We start from the raw sequence: 18,961 nt of genomic DNA, 5'->3' as shown, positions 1-18,961 counted from the left end.
ATGTAGTGGAAACAGTGTAGAAATTCAGATGCTGTCACTTTTGGGCTTTAGAGCGGAGCACAACATATGGAGAATAAAAGAGCTGGACAAAAATTACTTTGCTTGAGAATAGTTTCAACCTTAATCTCTCTAAGAACTGAGAGAATTGGTTTTTTATATATTTTTTAGTGCATATTCAGTATCATTGTCAAGTTCTATAAAAAAGCCTTCATTATTTTATTGGAATCTATGTGCGAAAGTTGAGTTAGATGCTATAATATTTGAAGTTAGATGAATTCTTTGGATTTTTCAGAGGGTTCAAATGTTTGTTGTAATACAGAGAAAAGTGATGATGAGAACTTTTGGAACGGCAATAAAGTTTGCAATGAAACCGGCAATGTGGAAAAGAAAAAAATACCTTTTGCTTCTAGGGCATATGCGTAGTTACTCGACACTTTTTTCACATTTGCTCGGTTCGCATAAAGCAATATGCGGAAATGCACAGGCCTATACTGGATAGATAGACCTGTGGCATCTGTTTTTGCGTCTTGAACAGGAAGGACTCTGTCCTGAACAGCACCAATTTTTGCTAAACAAAGTGCTGTATTATCCGTATTGTTGTAGTGGCAAAAAAATACTGTTTCGGCCGGATGTGTATGTCATTATTATCGTTAGATCTCCGGAAGCAACGATCCGAAGTATCTTACATATGGGAAAAAACCTAACAAAAACAAAGAAGCCCATGTGTGAGGATGAGGTGGTTGATTATTACTGCGATCAGCTTCACCATCTTGTAGGAATAGCACAAATGTTAGAAAAGCGTGCACTATTTGTCGATGCAAATTTAATCATGGATGATTCGGAAACAGTTCTTCAGTCTGTACAGTAGTTTCTGGGTTTGGATCAGTCTTTTTCATCCGAATATCATCTTTTTAAGTATATGGGGGAAAAGGTTATGGCGACCCTTCTGACAAAATCCGCTTGGGGAAAGTTGAGCGGGGGAAAAGTGATTATGTCGAAATTACACTTGATACGGAAAATTTGAAACGGGTGCAGCAGGCGTATGATAAGTGTATTGTTTCATTGAAAACATGCAGTATTGTTGCACGGTCTGTCTGTTTTCTATCGTATACCGGCAGTAAGATATCGATCTTTTCAAGCATTGAGATATCCTTTTGTTTTTAAGTAATCCATGACCTGTTGTGCGGCATTTTCGACAGAGATGTCATGGTTAACGATATGGATCTCGGGGTTTTTCGGCACTTCGTAGGGCGAATCGATTCCCGTGAAGTTCAGTATCTCGCCGGCGCGGGCTTTTTTGTAGAGTCCTTTTGGGTCGCGCTGCTCGCAGATTGCCAGCGGTGTATCGACAAAGATCTCGATAAACTCGCCGTCTTTTAGAAGCTTTCGTACCCAATTTCGGTTGCTTTGAAACGGCGCAATAAACGCTGTCAGCACGATCGTCCCGGCATCGACAAAAAGCTTGGCCACTTCCCCGATACGACGGATATTCTCAATGCGGTCTTCCTTGGAAAAACCGAGTCCTTTGTTCAGTCCATGGCGAATATTGTCGCCGTCAAGCAGGTAGGTGTGCTTTTGTAACTGCAAAAGTTTCGTTTCGACCGCGTTGGCAACGGTACTTTTGCCCGATCCGCTCAGTCCCGTAAACCAGAGAATGCATGGTTGTTGACCTTTGATTGTCGAGCGCTCCTGTTTGCTGACATGATGGTCATGCCAGACGATATTCTTATTTGACATAATGCCTCTTTACTACATATTGGACGATAATCTGCACTGCTTCATTGGCGCTGATCCTATCCGTATCCATCACGATCTCGGTGTGCTGCGGCTCTTCGTAAACATCGTTAATGTCTGAAAAATTCTGCAGTTCGCCCGCCATGGCTTTGGCGTAAAGCCCTTTGTAATCACGGGCCTTGCAGGTTTCGATATCGGCTTTGACATAGACGATAATGTTGTTTTTGACCATCTCTCGGATCGCCTTAGGTGATTCACGGTAGGGAGAAACGAATGAAGCGACGGTAGAGATAGAGTTTTTTTGCAGGGTTCGGATCAGGTTGCCGATGCGGTGCATATGACGGTTGCGCTCTTTGCGGCTGAACCCAATGCCGGGGATCAGTTCTCGGATATCCTTGGAGCCGATCCGCTCGAGGGGGATATGCAGTTTTCCTAGTTCAGCGTAGACCTTGTCTGTGATAGTCGTCTTGCCCGAGAGCGGCAGCCCAGTGAACCAAAAATTGAACGGCTCGATCCTTTTTTTCCTCCAGTACAATCCCACTTTGAGTACCATCTCAAGCAATCCCGCCGCAATCGCCAGATCGAGCCGACCGAAAAAGACATAGACGATGATAATCGTCGTCATCGTCATTTCGACAATACGCCAGCTGATGCCCTTGACGATGGAGCGGGTGTTCGTCTCTTTAAACATTCAAAGGACTTTTGAATTAGGGTTCGGGAAAATGACAATGTTCCTTTGCCTGAATCCTGAATCCGGGACCCTGAGCCCTGATCTCAACACGGCCTGCACCTCCATTCCGGAAAGTGCTCGCGAATATAGGCATTAAGTGCCTTTTCCGCCTTGGTATATTCGCGCGTACCCGCGGTAATCGTTTCACCATCGCGTGCCGCGACATCGACGATCATCCCCGCCCCCACGGTATTGTTCGTGATACGGTCGATGATAATGAAGCTACCGGTTTGGCGGTTATCGATGTAGCGGTCGGCAGCGACAGGGCGAGAAAGTACAAGCTTGCATGAAGCGATATCGTTTAGATGCAATTCGCTCACCGTTTCTCGTTCGTATGTATTGACATCAACCTTGTAGTTGATATGCTCAAAATGACCCGGCATCATGCTTGTAGCATACTTGATGTCAAATGTCTGCCCCGGCTGCATCGGCTTTTCGTCCATCCAGACGACCATCGCCTTGAGCGCATTTGAGACGCGCGGCAGATCGCGGCTGTGCACGATTATATCGCCACGGCTGATATCGACTTCGTCCTCGGTGGTAATCGTTACAGCCATTGGGGCAAAAGCTTCTTTGCTCATAACATTGCGATTGGCTTCAGTGATATTACCGGCGTTGATGATACTTTTGACTTTAGTCATTTTCCCTGACGGCAGCACCGTGATCTCATCGCCGACGCCGACGCTTCCCAAAGCAATCGTACCACAGAAGCCACGGAAATCGAGATTGGGGCGGTTGACGTACTGGACAGGGAAGCGGAAGTGTTCCGTGTTCCGTACCCTAGGCTCCATGCTCCAAAGGTCGATAGTATCCAGAAGTTCAAGGAGAGGTTTTCCCTTGTACCACGGAGTGCGGTTGCTTTTGTCAACAACATTGTCGCCATCGAGGGCACTCATGGGGATATAATAGGTCGTTGGTCCTTGATTATTGGCCGTTGGTAACCGGTCGAGTACTTCTTGCGCGTAGGCGGTTTCGATCTCGTTGAAGCGTGACTCGTCGAAATCGACAAGATCCATCTTGTTGACAGCGACAATAATGTGGCGGATACCCAGCAGGTTGACGATATAGGTATGGCGGCGGGTCTGGGTGAGGATCCCCTTGCATGCATCGATCAAAATAATAGCAACATCGGAGGTGCTGGCACCTGTGACCATATTACGGGTATATTGCTCATGGCCGGGGGTATCGGCAATGATGTACTTACGCTTGTCGGTGGCGAAAAAACGGTAAGCGACATCAATGGTGATCCCCTGCTCCCGCTCGCTCTGAAGCCCATCGACCAGCAGGGCCATATCGATCTTCTCTCCGGTTGTACCGTACTTCTTGCTCTCACTCTCGGCAGCCGCCAGCTGGTCCTCGAAGATCACCTTGCTGTCATACAGCAGCCGTCCGATCAATGTACTTTTGCCATCGTCGACCGATCCGCAGGTCAGAAAGCGGAGCATGTCTTTATTTTCGTGTTCTTTGAGATAAACCTCTATATCAGTAGAGGTCTTATTGTCTACAGACATACGGCACCTCTTTCATTCAAGATCCAACATTTTAAAAATATCCTTCGATTTTTTTCTTCTCCATCGCGCCTTCTTGATCCTTGTCGATCAGGCGGCCTTCGCGTTCGCTGCTGCTGGAAAGCATCATCTCGCGAATGATCTCGGGCAGGGTGCTTGCGGTCGAGTTAATAGCACCCGTGAGTGGGTAGCAGCCCAATGTTCTGAAACGCACCATCTCGTTCTTTGCCTTGGCTCTCAGTTCCTCGGGCACACGGTCATCATCGACCATAATCTTGGTACCTTCGTATTCGATGACCGGGCGTTCTTTGGCGAAATAGAGTGATGGGATGGGGATATGCTCCAAGTAAATATACTGCCAGATATCGAGTTCGGTCCAGTTGGAGATAGGGAAGACCCTTACGCTTTCGCCTTTCTTGATCTGGGTGTTGTAGACGTTCCACAGTTCGGGACGCTGATTTTTCGGGTCCCAGCGGTGCTGCTTGTCGCGAAACGAAAAGATACGCTCCTTGGCGCGCGATTTCTCCTCGTCACGGCGCGCCCCGCCGATCACAGCATCGTAGCCGCCTAGCTTCAATGCCTGTTTGAGCGCTTCGGTCTTCATGATATCCGTGTGCACCTTGCTGCCGTGAGCAAAAGGGCTGATGTCCATTTCAATGCCGTTGGGATTCGAGTGCACGACAAGGTCGAACCCAAGCTCTTGTGCCCGGTAGTCACGAAATTCGATCATCTCATTGAATTTCCAGAGCGTATCGACATGCAGCATTGGAAACGGCGGTTTCCCCGGTGCAAACGCTTTCATAGCCAGGTGCAGCATCACCGATGAATCCTTGCCCATGGAGTACATCATCACGGGATTGGAGAATTCGGCGGCGACTTCGCGCAAAATATGGACCGACTCGGCTTCGAGCTGTTTGAGATGAGTGAGACTATGAGGTTCAATCATAAAAAAGCACCTGTTTTTTATGATATTTTACCCTAAACCTCCTTTGCAACTTCGGCTTCCATTTCCCAAATCTCGAAATAGAGATTTCATAGAGATACATGTTCAAGAGAATCAGTAATCAAATACTAAAGAAAAAAGAAGAAAAGGGGGGCAAAGAAAAGAGGATAGGGCTCAGGTAACAATGATAACTTAATCTGTGATGTCATACTCCACCTAAGGAGTACATGATGGCAAAAAGACCAGGCATAGAACTCAATATAGGCTACTCTATCTACTGTAACAAAAAGAATAAATGTATAGAGATTATTTGTGGCAGGGAAAGTTTAAGTCGTGGTATGTCACAGATAATGCGTACTTCCTATAAACTCATGCGTTACATAAAGTAAAATAAATAGAATCCATTGTCTATAGCATGCATGGATAGTGGAACATTACAACGAAGACAAAGATGCCTTCCTGACTCGTCCTGTTGACACTGCACAGAGCTTCAAGAGTTGTAGAAAAGCTTTTTCACCCATAGGCGCACCCAACGGTGATACAAAGACTTGAAAAAATGTTTGAAAACACGGTTGACATAAAAGCACGCAACAACAGATACTCAAAACCATAAACAAAGGCTACTCTCAGCACAGCATTGCTAAAGTGTTGGGAATATCACAACAGGCAATATATGGCGTGATTAAGAGGAGTATAGGATGAGTTGTCATTGTCACCTGGCATCTATCTCTAAAAACATACAACAGGCAGATAGATGAAAGAGTGTAAAAGAATAGCGGTGCTTTTCAGTGGAAAAGGATCGAACTTTTCCCATATTGTCAAAGCTTTACACCCGGATGAAGCGGAAGTTGTCGTAGCTCTGACAAACAACCCAGCTGCCGGAGGCATTGAAGTGGCAAAGGAAGCAGGTATTCCTCTGGAGATCGTCGATTCAAAAGTCTATGACAGCAGAAAAGCATTCGACAGGGAGGTTGTGGAGCGGCTGCAGCGCTATGCTCCCGATCTTACCGTGTTGGCAGGGTTTATGCGTATCTTGACACCGGTGTTTACAGAAAATGTCAAGGCTGTCAACCTGCATCCGTCCCTGCTCCCGAGACACAAAGGACTTCATGCCATAGAAAAAAGCTACCATGATGCACACGATACCGGCGGGGTTTCAGTCCACTGGGTCACCTCTGAACTGGATGCCGGTGAGATCATTCTGCAGAAAGAAATTTCTAAAGAAGGTTTGACTCTCGAAGCGTACGACAGGAAGATACGCCAGACTGAAAAAGAGGCACTTGTCGAAGCGATCAGAAGAGTGTTGTAGCCATGCAGTACTACAACGATAAAACCAACAGGCAGGGTACCTATTTTGCCTTTGTTGCCGTACAGCTCTTCCTGCTTCTGATCGTGTATGGATTTGTCTACACTTCGCTGGTCGCAGTGAAACTGGCGGTCGCCCGGTATCATCTGACCTTCATGGCCTATATGCCTGTGGTACTTGCCCTGATCGTCTATCCTGTCGTTCTTTACAAAACCCGCAAAATGTTCCGTGCGGGGAAAAGGCTGCGTGCGACAGGCTGGATGCTGGGTTGGGCTTCTGTGATCATCGTGGCATTGTACGCTTTCCTTTCTCAGTTGATAAGAGTATAATTCGCCAAAAAGAGCTGTCTTGTTACGATATTTTCCTTCCAGGCATCAGAAAATACTCAGACTTTCCATTCCTGCGGCCATTAACTCGCTGCTTGATATGCTTCAAGTGATCACAGACTTGATCATGGTAGGGCGTATTTCTGCTTTTGCGGTAGCGGCAGTAGGGCTTGGTTTGCAGTCGCTGATGTTTGTTTTTGCCGTGCTTACACTGCTGAACGTGGGTACATCCGCACTTCTGTCGCGTTTTGTAGGTGCCCGACGCATGAAGCGTGCCTCCATAGGCCTTTCAACCCTGCTGCGCTTTGCCTTTTTTCTGAGTCTGCCTGTCATGGTGCTCTGGTATTTCCTGGCATCGCACATTTATGTCTGGTTCGGTACCGCACCCGAAGTGGTTACCTTGGGAAAAGATTATGTGCAGACACTGACCTGGATGATGCCTTTTGTTTTTATGAAACTCGTATTCGTTGCGGCGCTCAATTCGGCAGGCGATACCAAAACGCCGATGTATGTCAAAATTTCCTCTATTTTGCTGAATGTGATATTAAACTACCTCCTGATCTTCGGTAAATACGGTTTCCCGGAACTTGGTGTACTCGGAGCGGCTGTGGGTACAGTCATTGTCAACATGATCGAGTTTTGTGTCTATGTCGTGTTGTACTGGCGCCACAAAACACCGTATATTCCGCTGTGGTACCATTCGAGAGCTCTGCTGATGCGTGCCTTGAAAGTAGGTTTCCCCGCATCTGTAGAACGTGCTTTGACCTTCGGGTCTTTCATGCTCTTTACCGTGATCATTGCCCATTACGGTACCGCAGTACTTGCCGGTTACCAGATAGGGCTGAGGGTAGAAGGTTTGGCTTTTATGCCCGGTATCGGTTTTACGATCGCAGCGATGGCTCTGATGGGGCAGGGACTGGGAGCCAAAAATCCGCAACAGGCGAAAGAAGATGTACTGCTTGTGCTCAAATATACCTCAGGTTTTATGTTCATACTTTCTTTTTTCATGATATTTATGCCCGAAAAGATCGTCTGGCTCTTCACCAATGACCAGGCAACCATAAAAGAAGCGAGTCTTTACCTGCGGATCGTTGGGGTATCACAAATCCCTCTGGCATTTAACTTTGTGCTCTCCGGTGCACTCAGGGGTGCGGGAGACAGTAAAAAAACCCTGAAGATCAACCTGGTTTCGCTCTGGCTGGTACGAATCATTCCCGGGTTTTTGCTCAGCTGGTATTTTCACAGTATTCTTTTTGTCTACTTTGCTGTGATCTTCGATACTTTTGTCCGGGCTGTCTGGCTTTGGAAGACATTTGAAAAGGGAGAATGGCAAAAGGTCAAAGTATAGTACAGACCGGTTTATGCTGCAATTTTTTGCTGCAGGTAACGGTTTTTGTGTTTTACCTGTGCTATAATTGCATTTTAAGGGGCATCTAATAATAGGTGATACCCACAACATCACCTATTATTAGAGGTCCCCTTAATTACAAACTTATAAAGGAACAGCCTATGAGAAAAGAAGTAAAAAGTCTTGATGAGCGGATCGAACGTGTCTACAGGATGGCAAAAGAACATTTTGGGGAAGTACGTTTCGTCGGCATCAAAAAACATACAAAGATCGGCTGGGTAGCCAAGATTCAGTTTGACGAATTTGAATCATTGATCGCCGAGGGGGAAAGTGCGGAAGATGCAATCAAAAATCTGCGAAAACGACTTAAAAAGATCATTGACCGCTATAACATGGTATAGCAATGAAGGGGAGAGGGTGTCGTGCACCACAGGCACTTCTTTTCGCCGTCCTTGCAGCAGCAAAAACAAATCATTGAAGAAAATATGAAAAAAAATATTATTTTAATAGGATTTATGGGAGTAGGCAAGGGTACAACAGCCCGTGCTTTTGCCAGAAAATACGGAGTTTACAACATCGATACGGATGATCTCATAGAGTCCAAAGAGAACAAAGAAGTCAAAAAGATCTTTGAAAAGAAAGGCGAAGCATACTTCCGTAAATGCGAGCAGCAGACGGCAGACTGGATAGAGCAGTGTGTGACGGGTACGCTCATTTCCTGCGGAGGCGGCTTTTACAAAGTGAACAATCTGAAGAAGCTGGGTACCGTTGTATTGCTGGATGCGTCCTTTGAATGGATACACAACCGTTTGAAAACAGCAAAGAACGCCAAGTCAAAGCTGGCCAAACGACCGCTCTTTTCTGATGTGAAACAAGCAAAAGCACTTTACAAAGAGAGAGAAAAAGCTTACAAAAAAGTGGCAGATGTAATCATAGATGTGGCTACGCTTACGTTGGATGAGCAGCTTGAAAAGATCGCCGGGAAATGCAAAATATAGGCCTGTTTTCTTTTTCCGGACGCTTGTTGCGTCCCTCTATTCCGCAGAATTTCCTTCTACAAACAGTCCAAGAACAACAAGTGCGATATAGGCACCGATAATGACAAAGAGTGTATTGCTGCCGTAAGCGATGATCGTGTCTTTGAGAGAATTGAAATTCTCTTTGATCTCCATCATCAGTGTAACCCATATGCCAAAAGAAACCAGGATCAAAACCCCTTTCATATTCAGCATCGTTGTGTGTTTAACTGTCTTTTTTTTCATTGATAGTATCCTTTTTCAGGGTGTGTGCTTCCCAATATTCAAGTCCTTTGAAAAGACCGGTCAGTATACCGAAGATCAGCATGGTACTCCCCATACAATAGGGGACAAGTTCGGAAAATGGTGCCGGGTCTTTCAGAAAGGTGAGCATTACATAGAGCCAGGTACCTACAGCGGTTACCGCCAAGATACGCTTCATCCATTTTATCATTATAAGCAATTGTTTGTTTTCCATAGGCTTATTTTATCGAAATTAGATATAATTTTATCAATTAAATTTTAAGAGAATCAATGCAGAGATTTGAAGCCTATCTATCCCGTAACCTACCCCAAGTAAGCACGTTTCACCCGGTGTATGAAAAAGCACTGGGTGCCATGCTTCAGGCGGGCGGCAAACGTTTCCGTCCCATGCTGCTGCTGAGTATTGTCGATGTGTATGAACCCATGCTCTACGATTCTGCACTTCCTGCGGCACTCGCACTTGAAATGTTCCATACTTATTCTCTGATACACGATGACCTCCCCGCCATGGACAATGCCGACCTCCGCCGCGGACATCAAACCCTGCATAAACGTTTTGACGAAGTGACAGCCATCCTGGCAGGAGATGCCCTCAATTCCGATGCCTTTTACCTCATAGCCAAGGCTCCGCTGCGGGATGATGTAAAGATCAGGCTGGTTGAACTGCTTGCCCGTGACGGGGGAAGCAGGGGTATGGTACTCGGGCAGGCGATCGACTGCTATTTTGAAAATAAACCGCTTGACATTGGGCAGATCAAAATGCTGCATACCAATAAAACAGCCAAGTTGATAGCGGTCAGTCTGCAAATGGGGGCAGTGATCGCCGGGCTTGACAGGGAAATACAGGACAAGCTTTATGCTTTCGGTATCGATCTCGGTCTTCTTTTCCAAATTCAGGATGACATCATAGACGAAACACAGAGTGAAGAAGAAGCGGGAAAGACCACGGGAAACGATACCGACAAAAATAGCTTTGTCAATCTTTTGGGACTGGAAGAGACTGTTGTTCAGGCAGACACTCTGGCAAAAGATTTGCAAAGACGATTTGAAGACTTTGATGAGAAGCTGCAAATAGCCTTACAACCATTGATGAACAAATATTTATATAGACACAAAGGATAACCTTATGGCAATGACCGAGCAGAATCAAATGCGCAAAAAAATGGCGAATACTATCCGTTTTCTGGCAGCAGATATGGTACAAAAAGCAAACTCAGGACACCCGGGTGCCCCCATGGGACTGGCAGATGTTGCAGTGGTGCTCTCGGAACACCTTTCCCACAACCCTAAAAATCCGAAATGGCTGAACCGTGACCGTCTGGTCTTTTCGGGAGGACATGCCACGGGACTCATTTACTCTCTTCTTCACCTCTGGGGATATAAGGTAAGTCTCGATGATCTGAAGGCGTTCCGCCAACTGGGTTCCAACACACCGGGGCATCCTGAGTACGGGCATACGGACGGTATAGAGATCACAACGGGTCCGTTGGGACAGGGTGTTGCCAATGCTGTTGGTTTCGCCATGGCGGAAGCCTATACGGCAAACCAGGTCAACTCCGAAACCTGCGAGCTCATCGACCACAAAGTGTACTGCCTCTGCGGTGACGGTGATCTGGAAGAAGGGATTTCCTATGAAGCGTGTGCCTTGGCCGGGCACCTGGGATTAAAAGACCTGGTACTTATTTATGATTCAAATGAAATTACGATCGAAGGTGATACGTCTCTTGCCTGGAGTGAAAATGTAGCCAAACGTTTTGAAGCGCAGAACTGGAACGTTATGAAAGTCAACGGACACTGCTACGATGACATTGACAAGGCACTGACCGAAGTACGATCCGCGGACAGACCGACGATCATTATTGCCAATACGATCATTGGCAAAGGTGCGTGCGAACTTGAAGGAACACATCATACACACGGGGCACCGCTTGGCGAAAAGATCATTGCGGAATCCAAGGCCAGAGAAGGGTTTGATCCCGATAAGACTTTCCAGATTCCCGAAGATGTGCTTTTGCGGTTCAGATGTGCCGTCGAACAGGGTGAACTGGCTGAAAAAGAATGGATACACAGACAGAAAGAGGCACCGCTTATCGAACAGAATAAAGCCTTGGAAAGATTGCTGAATCCGGATATTTCTGCCATTGAGTACCCGGATTTTTCCGAAGACAAGGCGGTAGCAACAAGAGATTCAAACGGCAAGATCCTTAATGCCATTGCCAAAGCTGTACCTTCCTTTCTTGGAGGTTCGGCAGATCTTGCACCTTCAAACAAGACAGAACTTAAAGAGATGGGTAATTTCCCCAAAGGCAAGAATCTGCATTTCGGTATACGTGAGCACTCTATGGCGGCTATTACCAATGCAATGGCACTTTACGGTACGACCATGCCGTTCAATGCCACCTTCTTTGTCTTTTCCGACTACCTCAAGCCTGCGGCACGTATAGCGGCACTGACTAGTATTCAGAACTTCTTTGTCTGGACGCATGACAGCATCGGTGTGGGAGAAGACGGCCCGACACACGAACCCATAGAGCATTTAAGCCAGTTCAGGGCCCTGCCGAACTTCTATGTCTGGAGACCGGCAGATGCGACAGAGAATGTGGAAGCATGGAAGACAGCGCTGACCATGAAAGCACCGCACGGATTCGTACTTTCCCGCCAGAAGCTTAAGACGCTCAAACCAAAAAGAGATTTTGGCGAAGTGAGCAGAGGTGCCTACATTGTCAAAAAGAGAGAAGGAGCGACCGTGACACTGATGGCTTCGGGTTCGGAACTGATGCCGTGCCTGCAGGCAGCCTGTCACCTCGATGCACTGGGTGTCAAAGCCAATGTCGTCTCTGTTCCCTGCCTCGATCTCTTCAACGAGCAGGATAACACATACAGAGAAACTGTCATAGACCCTGCCACAACAGTACTTGCAGTCGAAGCGGCTACCGCAACAGAATACTACCGGTATGCAGATGATGTACTCGGGATGGAAAGTTTTGGTGCCTCCGCACCTGCCGACCTGCTTTTCGAAAAATTCGGATTTACGGTGCAGAATATTACAAAAAGAGCCTGTGGACTTGTAGGTGCAGAATACAGATACATAGAGCTGGGTGTCTGTAAGGTATAACGCTCTGCCACTTCATGCAGCAGACTGTCTCTTGGCAGGATAGTCTGTAGCAGTCAGCTTAAAAGCCCTCGTACTTCATCTTCATCGATCACTTCTTTTTCATACTTGACTACAGCAATATTTTCGGTTTCATTGATATAACTTTCGACGATGGCCGGATGGTCCGTCAGTGAGGCAACTTTTTCTCTGTCGAAAATATCCAGCGGAAGATAGACATTCCCCCGGTTATTGGGGTTGGGCATGGTGGCAACCCAAATAAACCAGACAGCAGCGATCAGTGCCACCGCAACGGCAAGGACGGCTCTGTCGAAATGCTGCATCAGGTACCCGGCAAGCAGGCCGCCGAAAAAGATGCCCACATAGGCGAAAGTATTGGCTACCCCCAGTGCAGCCCCTTTCTGGTGTACTTTGGCAAATTTGGCGACAAAACTTTGCAGCAGCGGTTCAAACATATTGAATCCGATGAAGAAGCATACTACCCCCAGAATGAAAACCCACGGTGTCGAAGCAAATCCCATGGCAAGGAAGCCCAGCAGAATAATGCCGACTGAGATCATAAAAACTTCCCGTCCCTTGCCATACTTTTCTCCGAAAACTGCGGCCGGACCCATGGCAAGCAGTCCGAAGACCATGGCAGGCAGGTACACTTTCCAGAGTGCTGCTTTGTCCCAGCCGAAACCTCCGTCCTGTACACTTTGCGTCATGACAAGAGGAATGATGAAAAATGCCATTGTCATGATGGAAGAGTGAAAAAGAAACGTGATGTACATTCGTGTCAGAGCTTTGTCTTTAAACACATCAAGCATTTTTGATTCCTCTTCGGCATAACTGTGTACGATCTTGGGCGGCTGGGGAACTGCTGTGAAAAGAATGCCTATTGCCATAACAGAGAGAATAGCGGTCAGCCAGAAAAGTGTATCGATACCCCAGTGTCCGCCGACAACAGGGGCAATGATCATTGCGGCAGCAAAACTTATGGCGATCGTTCCGCCCATAACAGCCATAGCATGTGCCCGCTGCTCTTCCTTTACGAGGTCGGCAATCATGGCAGAGACAACGGACCCGATGGCTCCGGCACCCTGGAGAAAACGGCCGGCAAGCAGCATATAGATAGTATGGCTCATTGCGGCGATAACTGAACCGGCAATGAAGATAAGAAGTCCGAAAAGCAGGGTTTTCTTACGGCCTATCTTGTCGCTCATCAAGCCGAAAGGTACTTGAAAAAGTGCCTGTGTCAGAGCATATCCTCCGACGACCAGTCCGGCAAGAAAGGGTGTCGCTCCTTCCATATGAAGTGCATAAATGGAAAGCACAGGAAGGACAATGAAAAGCCCGAAGAAACGCAGTGCTACAATAAGGCTCAAAGGCATAATCTGTTTAATCATCTTAATATCTCCAATAGGGTAAAATGGCTTTTCATTCAGAATAGAGGGGATGGAATGCACCCCGGTATGTACAGCTGAACAGATGTTCGGCCACATTATTTTTGATTATCATTATAGACAAACAAGGTTAATTACGGATGAAACTGGTTTTAGCAACGGGAAACAAGGGCAAACTGCGTGAATTCAGACAAATGTGCGAAGATGAGGTCACGGCATTTTCGGAGCTTCTCGGCACATTGGACATTGTAGAAGACGGTATCACTTTTGCACAGAATGCACTCATTAAGGCACGTACGATTTACGAAAAACTCGGAGATGACTTCCTGGTGATTTCAGATGATTCGGGTATTTCGCTGCCGGTACTTGACGGTGCACCGGGTATTTATTCTGCACGTTATGCAGGAGAAGAAGCAAGCGACAAAGAGAATCTGTACAAACTGATTGAGGTACTCAGAGAAAAAGGACTGAAATCGACCCCGGCCTACTACACTGCTGCTATTGCCATTGTTTCGCGTTACGGTGAATACGTGGTTCATGGATGGATGCATGGAGATGTCATCGATGCGCCCCGTGGAGACAAAGGTTTCGGATATGATCCGATATTCATCCCAAAAGGTTTTGACAAAACCCTTGGTGAACTTGACGCTGATGTCAAGGCTGAAATTTCACACCGCAGCAAGGCATTGGCTTTGGCAAAACCTATTATCAGAATGCTGAAGAATAAATCATGACGAGAGAATAAAATGAAAAAACAACAATTTATGAACGATTTGCAGGCTGTGTATCTTGAATTGCAGGACAGACAGACAGAACTCAACGGGTTTTATGATCTTTTAAACGGTGAACACGAAAAGGCGGCACAGGCTGTAGACGCTTTTCTTGCGCTGCTCGCTATCCCCAAAAACGATGATACGGTCATGGCAGCGCTGACGCGTATCGTAAATCTTCGGGAAGATGCACTGGAGCAGGTACTTCAAAAACAGAAGCTCAGCGATGAAGAAATACGGGTTAAAAAAGAGCTGGCATACGGCTTTGTCAGCATGATGCATATTGCCCGGCATGAAAGTCTGATCGGCTGGATAGAAAAGAACAAACTGCTTACTCCCTTCTACCGCGGGCTGATCTTCGGAGTGCATTTTGTGGGTATTCGTATGAGTGAATGGCAGAGCCACTGGACACACCATATTATCAACAGTGTCAACCTTGAACTCTCGGAAATGTTCAACGGCGATGAGGCAAAAGTCTTTGAACTGCTGCAGGATGAATCTCTGCTCGATACAGATGAAAGCGGATGTGTCGGTGACAGATGTTACTCTGTATTGCAAAAAGCAGAAGGTATGACGCCACAGTACAAAAGCATCGCCTATGCCGAAGCATTTCCTGAAGAAGTCGGACAGGTTTGTATCGCGCTGGAACAACTCATTGCTCTGCTGGGGCAGCATGAAGATGATGTATTCGGACAGAAACAGGAATGGATCGCTTACTTTAGCGCGGTCAAAGAAGCTTTTGCGCATAAAAAGACAGATGAACTCATCAAAATGTGGGCGGAGGTGGACAGACGCTGGATGGCGGTCACGACACCGCTTCAGGTAGGACATCCTCTGGAGTACTATGAAGACCACTACCGTAAAGCAGTTGCGCTGGAGTGGGATTTGCGCATTGTCAATCCCCGGCTTCAGGAAGGGTCGCATACCCGTGAGAATATTAAACTTTTTGCGTATGAAATGGCACAGGCATTTGGGGAAGAAGCCTTGCATACAATGAAGAAAAACCTGCTTCAGGTCGATGGAACACAGCTTTACATCGGGCAGCCCATGACGTATTACGCTGCCGAATTTAACGGTCTTTTTTCTGCACAGGTGGTCCCCAATGACGAGAAAGTGTCCGCAGAGCTTGGCAAGAAGATCTTTGCCTATGCGGACTTTGTATTGGCAAGCAAAAAAAGCAAGCCCGTCATGAAGCTTTCGGTTGAAGTGATGGGTACTGATTTTGTCAAAAAACAGCGCAGTCTGGCAGAAGACGAGCCGGAGCTCTGGCACGAAATTTATGATATTTCCACCATTGGACACGAATACGGGCATATTCTGTGGATCGATTCCGATACCGAAATGAAAATGAATACATCAGGACAGTTTAAAAATATTGAAGAGTTCAAGGCAACGGCCGGCGGTCTGATGGCTTTTTTCCGCCACGAGAAGACAGCACTCAAAAAACATATCGTAGATGATCTTGTTGCCCGTGCTGTAGGACTGATGGCTTGGCGTGAAGTAGGAGAAGTGCTGCCGTACTATTGTGAAGGATTGATCCACCTCGATATTCTCTTTGGTTCGGGAGTGGTCCGTTATGATGGCCGGATCATCATTGACTATGGGCGCTATGATACGATGAAAGCAGCCTATACGGAAGCTTATACACATTTGGCGAAGTGTTATCTCGACAAAGTGGATGCCGGAGAATATTTGAACCGATATGCCCGGAAAACAGGTGGGGTTTACCTGCCTGTCAAAGAAGATATCCGCCTTTTTGTCGAGCACTACTATGCCCGCTACAAAGAGATCGGACAGCAAACGGCAACACTGTCTGACTAAAGGTAGGCAACTCTCTTCTCATCTTCCTTGATATAGTGCGAAAGAGATTTGCAGAAGTCGGAATAGCAGACATAATTCTTGCTTCCGACCCTGTCACTGTGTTTGAGCTGCAGGCGCAGATAGTCCCCTCTTTCATGGTAGAGGAACATGATACCGGCATAGAAAAAACCGCGCTTGTTCATGATCTTGATAACTTTGTCGATCTGCGGGATATTTTCCAGCGAAACATCGGCATAGACCATGTCACAGTGCTTGGCCCTGAGCTGGGAAACGAGCAAAAGAAATTTATGCTTAAAATCTTTGCCGTAATGGTCGATTCTGATAGTCGCGATATTGGTCGGAGGGTCGAATTCGTAGGCAAGAAAGATATGCTTCGGAGATGGTGAAACCTGCTTTTCCCTCTTTTTAAAAGGAATCTGTGCTTTTTTGTAGCTTTTTCTGATTTGTTTTCCGTACACTTTCGGCAGGTAAAGTGATTTGGGGGAGGTATGAAAAAAACGGTATCCGATAAGTACGGCTCCCCGTTTTTCTATTTTGGCCAGTTCATTGTGTTCCAGACTGATATTGACCGGTGTTTTGCCCAACAGCAGCGCACTCTCCGTAAAACCATGTGCAAGATTGCTTTTCTGGCTGAATACATGGTACATGATCGCTTCGCCAAAAACAGCATCCAGGCCGATATCTTCGGCTTTTTTCAATACTTTTTCGATCATCCGGTTCATAATGCCTCTGCCTTTGAAAAGCGGGTCTACCACAACGATACCTATCTCTGCTATGGTGGATTTCGGAACGAGGATAAAAGCAAAATGTCCTACAATATGTCCGCCACTCTCCGCGATGACCGAATAGAATTTCTTGCCGTGCAGTTCGGAAATTTTCTGCGGATAATAGAAAATATCCTTGATGTAGCTGTGACCGTAGTTCTTATAGATAAGACGTGCGATCCCTTCTTCGTCTCCTTCTCTGAAATTGCGTATTTTTACGGAAATGTTTTTGGGAGGTGTCACCGTTTTGTCCGTCTTCGACGGTGTAACGGTATCTTCGGCATTGTGATGTACTGGATGGGAGGCAAATTTGATGATCACGAATTTTTTGCCCTCTTTTCCGAGATTGTAGTACTCGAATGTATCCACCAGTTCATAGATACGATTGAATCCTGCCGATGCATTTTTGTCCAGCGGCACGCTTCTGTGCTTTGTGTAGGACATAGGAATCCCCCAGTCTCTCACATCGATACGCATACCTGTTCTGAACGGATGCACAGATATCTCTATAGATCCTTTTTCTCCCGGATAGGCATGTATGATGGCATTTTGTACCAGTTCTTCCGTACTTTTGATGAGGGCATCAAGATCTGCCTGCGGCAATGCAAAGGTAAAACCTGCATCTGTAATAACATCTTTCATCATTTTCATACATTGCAGATCACTCGGTATTTTCAGCACAATACTTTGAGACATTATGGTTTCTTTTGTTCCAGAAATTCGAGTGCAGCGGCACCCATGATTTTCATTCCGACGGCCAGGGCATCATCATCGACATCAAAACGGCTGTTGTGCTGTGAAACACAGGTTTCTTTGGCTTCATTGCAGGTGCCCAGTCTGAAAAAAGCACCCGGAACGATTTTGAGATACTCGGAAAAATCCTCTCCTCCCATGACAGGACTCTCCAGGTCTATACAATGTTCCTCTCCGATGATCTTTTTGGCTTCCTTGACAACAATGTCAACCATCTTGTTATCGTTGATCAGTTCCGGCTGCCCGAATTCATAGTCAAAATTGTATGTGGCATCCATGGAGGTGCAGATGCCTTTGATAGAAGCTTCCATCATTTCGGGGATCGCATTGCGTACCTCTTCGTTGATGGTTCGCACCGTTCCCCTGAGAATGACGTGGTCACAGATGATATTGGAGGCTTTTCCCCCTTCGATCGTGCCGAGAGAAATGACTGCCGGGTGCAGCGGGTCGATACGGCGTGAAACGATATGATTGAGCGAATTGATGATCATCGCGGTTACCAGTATGGCATCTACCCCTTCATGCGGGCGTGCTCCATGTGCTGATCTGCCGAAGATTTCAATGGTGAAAATATCTGCGGATGCCATCATGACGCCGTATTTGTAGCCGATCTCGCCGGTATGCAGATACGGATAGGCATGCAGACCGAAAATACCGTCCACACCTGCGAGGGCACCCTCCCGGATCATTTCGATACTTCCTCCTTCTTTGCTCTCTTCGGAGGGCTGGAAAATGAAGCGTACATTCCCCGGCAGAGATGTTTTGAATTCCGCCAGAGCGATCGCGGTACCCAGGGCAATGGCAGTATGGCTGTCATGGCCGCAGGCATGCATGACCCCCGCTTCTCTCGAACTGTAGGGCTTCCCCGTCTGTTCTTCGATGGGAAGCGCGTCCATGTCTGCGCGTATGGCTACGGTCCGGGCGGCTTCGTCCGTGACCAGATCTGCGATCAGTCCGTAATGTGCATTGCTCTCCGTGATTTTGTATCCGCTGGCTTCCAAAATACCCTTCACCAGATACTTGGTATGCTCCTCGTGTCCGGAAAGTTCAGGGTGGGCATGCAAATCATGCCGTATCTCTGTCACCCGGCTGTTGATCTGCTCGATCGTTTCAAAAAGTTTCTGTTTTTTCATGGTTTCGCCTTTTGTAGGATTCTTTTATTAATTATACATCTTTTCAGT

At 46.8% G+C, this 18,961-nt stretch carries 19 protein-coding genes; 10 read left to right on the top strand and 9 right to left on the bottom strand.

The features are described 5' to 3' along the window. Positions 1-301 precede the first annotated feature (301 nt). A complete protein-coding gene (locus F8L24_RS05465) occupies positions 302-499 on the top strand; it encodes a hypothetical protein (protein ID WP_294952837.1) in 198 nt (65 codons plus the stop codon). 635 nt (positions 500-1,134) lie between these two features. Here F8L24_RS05465 and cysC (F8L24_RS05460) read toward each other — a convergent pair. From cysC (F8L24_RS05460) to cysD, 4 genes are all read right to left on the bottom strand, one after another. Continuing rightward, on the bottom strand, positions 1,135-1,737 hold the full coding sequence (gene cysC, locus F8L24_RS05460; RefSeq protein WP_294952834.1) for an adenylyl-sulfate kinase: 603 nt from the start codon (positions 1,735-1,737) through the stop codon (positions 1,135-1,137). Then, positions 1,727-2,425: an adenylyl-sulfate kinase gene (gene cysC, locus F8L24_RS05455; protein ID WP_294952831.1), complete on the bottom strand. Its 699-nt coding sequence runs from the start codon at positions 2,423-2,425 to the stop codon at positions 1,727-1,729. Before cysC (F8L24_RS05455) ends, cysC (F8L24_RS05460) begins: the two co-directional genes overlap by 11 nt. An 83-nt stretch (positions 2,426-2,508) precedes the next feature. Beyond that, entirely contained in the window at positions 2,509-3,975 is a 1,467-nt protein-coding gene (gene cysN / locus F8L24_RS05450) for a sulfate adenylyltransferase subunit CysN (RefSeq protein WP_294952829.1), read from the bottom strand. Between the two features lie 31 nt (positions 3,976-4,006). Next, positions 4,007-4,918, bottom strand: coding sequence for a sulfate adenylyltransferase subunit CysD (gene cysD, locus F8L24_RS05445; RefSeq protein ID WP_294952828.1), 912 nt, complete (start codon positions 4,916-4,918; stop codon positions 4,007-4,009). 751 nt (positions 4,919-5,669) lie between these two features. Here cysD and purN point away from each other — a divergent pair. The 5 genes from purN to F8L24_RS05420 all read left to right on the top strand — a co-directional run bounded on the left by purN (position 5,670) and on the right by F8L24_RS05420 (position 8,893). After that, a complete protein-coding gene (gene purN / locus F8L24_RS05440) occupies positions 5,670-6,224 on the top strand; it encodes a phosphoribosylglycinamide formyltransferase (RefSeq protein WP_294952825.1) in 555 nt (184 codons plus the stop codon). Between the two features lie 2 nt (positions 6,225-6,226). After that, entirely contained in the window at positions 6,227-6,550 is a 324-nt protein-coding gene (locus F8L24_RS05435; RefSeq protein WP_294952822.1) for a hypothetical protein, read from the top strand. A gap of 19 nt (positions 6,551-6,569) precedes the next feature. After that, the gene (locus tag F8L24_RS05430; protein WP_294952820.1) at positions 6,570-7,895 is read left to right on the top strand and encodes an MATE family efflux transporter; all 1,326 of its coding nucleotides are present in this window, start codon (positions 6,570-6,572) and stop codon (positions 7,893-7,895) included. A gap of 161 nt (positions 7,896-8,056) precedes the next feature. Then, a complete protein-coding gene (locus F8L24_RS05425) occupies positions 8,057-8,296 on the top strand; it encodes a hypothetical protein (RefSeq protein ID WP_294952817.1) in 240 nt (79 codons plus the stop codon). A gap of 84 nt (positions 8,297-8,380) precedes the next feature. Then, complete coding sequence (locus tag F8L24_RS05420) at positions 8,381-8,893, top strand: shikimate kinase (protein WP_294952814.1); 513 nt, start codon at positions 8,381-8,383, stop codon at positions 8,891-8,893. A 36-nt stretch (positions 8,894-8,929) separates the two neighbouring features. Here the strand turns inward: F8L24_RS05420 and F8L24_RS05415 are convergent, their stop codons facing one another. Together F8L24_RS05415 and F8L24_RS05410 are read right to left on the bottom strand one after the other, a co-directional pair. Further along, positions 8,930-9,157, bottom strand: a complete 228-nt coding sequence (locus F8L24_RS05415; RefSeq protein ID WP_294952811.1) for a hypothetical protein — start codon at positions 9,155-9,157, stop codon at positions 8,930-8,932. Continuing rightward, positions 9,138-9,353, bottom strand: coding sequence for a hypothetical protein (locus F8L24_RS05410; RefSeq protein ID WP_294952808.1), 216 nt, complete (start codon positions 9,351-9,353; stop codon positions 9,138-9,140). Before F8L24_RS05410 ends, F8L24_RS05415 begins: the two co-directional genes overlap by 20 nt. A 92-nt stretch (positions 9,354-9,445) precedes the next feature. Here F8L24_RS05410 and F8L24_RS05405 point away from each other — a divergent pair, with 92 nt between their 5' ends. Further along, positions 9,446-10,297, top strand: coding sequence for a polyprenyl synthetase family protein (locus F8L24_RS05405; RefSeq protein WP_294952805.1), 852 nt, complete (start codon positions 9,446-9,448; stop codon positions 10,295-10,297). Positions 10,298-10,301: 4 nt separating this feature from the next. Next, entirely contained in the window at positions 10,302-12,290 is a 1,989-nt protein-coding gene (tkt, locus tag F8L24_RS05400) for a transketolase (protein ID WP_294952802.1), read from the top strand. 53 nt (positions 12,291-12,343) lie between these two features. Here the strand turns inward: tkt and F8L24_RS05395 are convergent, their stop codons facing one another. Beyond that, a complete protein-coding gene (locus F8L24_RS05395) occupies positions 12,344-13,675 on the bottom strand; it encodes an MFS transporter (RefSeq protein WP_294952800.1) in 1,332 nt (443 codons plus the stop codon). A gap of 137 nt (positions 13,676-13,812) precedes the next feature. Here F8L24_RS05395 and rdgB point away from each other — a divergent pair, with 137 nt between their 5' ends. Together rdgB and ciaB are read left to right on the top strand one after the other, a co-directional pair. Continuing rightward, a complete protein-coding gene (gene rdgB, locus F8L24_RS05390; RefSeq protein WP_294952797.1) occupies positions 13,813-14,406 on the top strand; it encodes an RdgB/HAM1 family non-canonical purine NTP pyrophosphatase in 594 nt (197 codons plus the stop codon). Between the two features lie 12 nt (positions 14,407-14,418). Beyond that, complete coding sequence (gene ciaB / locus F8L24_RS05385) at positions 14,419-16,263, top strand: invasion protein CiaB (RefSeq protein ID WP_294952794.1); 1,845 nt, start codon at positions 14,419-14,421, stop codon at positions 16,261-16,263. Here ciaB and F8L24_RS05380 read toward each other — a convergent pair. After that, entirely contained in the window at positions 16,260-17,723 is a 1,464-nt protein-coding gene (locus F8L24_RS05380) for a GNAT family N-acetyltransferase (RefSeq protein ID WP_294952791.1), read from the bottom strand. The genes ciaB and F8L24_RS05380 overlap by 4 nt on opposite strands. Then, a complete protein-coding gene (locus tag F8L24_RS05375; RefSeq protein ID WP_294952787.1) occupies positions 17,723-18,913 on the bottom strand; it encodes an amidohydrolase in 1,191 nt (396 codons plus the stop codon). Before F8L24_RS05375 ends, F8L24_RS05380 begins: the two co-directional genes overlap by 1 nt. Positions 18,914-18,961: the final 48 nt, after the last annotated feature.

Origin of the sequence: Sulfurovum sp. (genome assembly GCF_015493435.1) — a bacterium.
GTDB lineage: Bacteria > Campylobacterota > Campylobacteria > Campylobacterales > Sulfurovaceae > Sulfurovum.
This window is presented reverse-complemented; position numbering and strand designations above follow the sequence as displayed.

Excerpts from the sequence above, each read along its gene's own strand:
- F8L24_RS05465 (WP_294952837.1), top strand. The coding sequence starts at position 302 with ATGTTTGTTGTAATACAGAGAAAAGTGATGATGAGAACTTTTGGAACG.
- cysC (WP_294952834.1), bottom strand. The coding sequence starts at position 1,737 with ATGTCAAATAAGAATATCGTCTGGCATGACCATCATGTCAGCAAACAG.
- cysC (WP_294952831.1), bottom strand. The coding sequence starts at position 2,425 with ATGTTTAAAGAGACGAACACCCGCTCCATCGTCAAGGGCATCAGCTGG.
- cysN (WP_294952829.1), bottom strand. The coding sequence starts at position 3,975 with ATGTCTGTAGACAATAAGACCTCTACTGATATAGAGGTTTATCTCAAA.
- cysD (WP_294952828.1), bottom strand. The coding sequence starts at position 4,918 with ATGATTGAACCTCATAGTCTCACTCATCTCAAACAGCTCGAAGCCGAG.
- purN (WP_294952825.1), top strand. The coding sequence starts at position 5,670 with ATGAAAGAGTGTAAAAGAATAGCGGTGCTTTTCAGTGGAAAAGGATCG.
- F8L24_RS05435 (WP_294952822.1), top strand. The coding sequence starts at position 6,227 with ATGCAGTACTACAACGATAAAACCAACAGGCAGGGTACCTATTTTGCC.
- F8L24_RS05425 (WP_294952817.1), top strand. The coding sequence starts at position 8,057 with ATGAGAAAAGAAGTAAAAAGTCTTGATGAGCGGATCGAACGTGTCTAC.
- F8L24_RS05420 (WP_294952814.1), top strand. The coding sequence starts at position 8,381 with ATGAAAAAAAATATTATTTTAATAGGATTTATGGGAGTAGGCAAGGGT.
- F8L24_RS05415 (WP_294952811.1), bottom strand. The coding sequence starts at position 9,157 with ATGAAAAAAAAGACAGTTAAACACACAACGATGCTGAATATGAAAGGG.
- F8L24_RS05410 (WP_294952808.1), bottom strand. The coding sequence starts at position 9,353 with ATGAAGCGTATCTTGGCGGTAACCGCTGTAGGTACCTGGCTCTATGTA.
- F8L24_RS05405 (WP_294952805.1), top strand. The coding sequence starts at position 9,446 with ATGCAGAGATTTGAAGCCTATCTATCCCGTAACCTACCCCAAGTAAGC.
- tkt (WP_294952802.1), top strand. The coding sequence starts at position 10,302 with ATGGCAATGACCGAGCAGAATCAAATGCGCAAAAAAATGGCGAATACT.
- F8L24_RS05395 (WP_294952800.1), bottom strand. The coding sequence starts at position 13,675 with ATGATTAAACAGATTATGCCTTTGAGCCTTATTGTAGCACTGCGTTTC.
- rdgB (WP_294952797.1), top strand. The coding sequence starts at position 13,813 with ATGAAACTGGTTTTAGCAACGGGAAACAAGGGCAAACTGCGTGAATTC.
- ciaB (WP_294952794.1), top strand. The coding sequence starts at position 14,419 with ATGAAAAAACAACAATTTATGAACGATTTGCAGGCTGTGTATCTTGAA.
- F8L24_RS05380 (WP_294952791.1), bottom strand. The coding sequence starts at position 17,723 with ATGTCTCAAAGTATTGTGCTGAAAATACCGAGTGATCTGCAATGTATG.
- F8L24_RS05375 (WP_294952787.1), bottom strand. The coding sequence starts at position 18,913 with ATGAAAAAACAGAAACTTTTTGAAACGATCGAGCAGATCAACAGCCGG.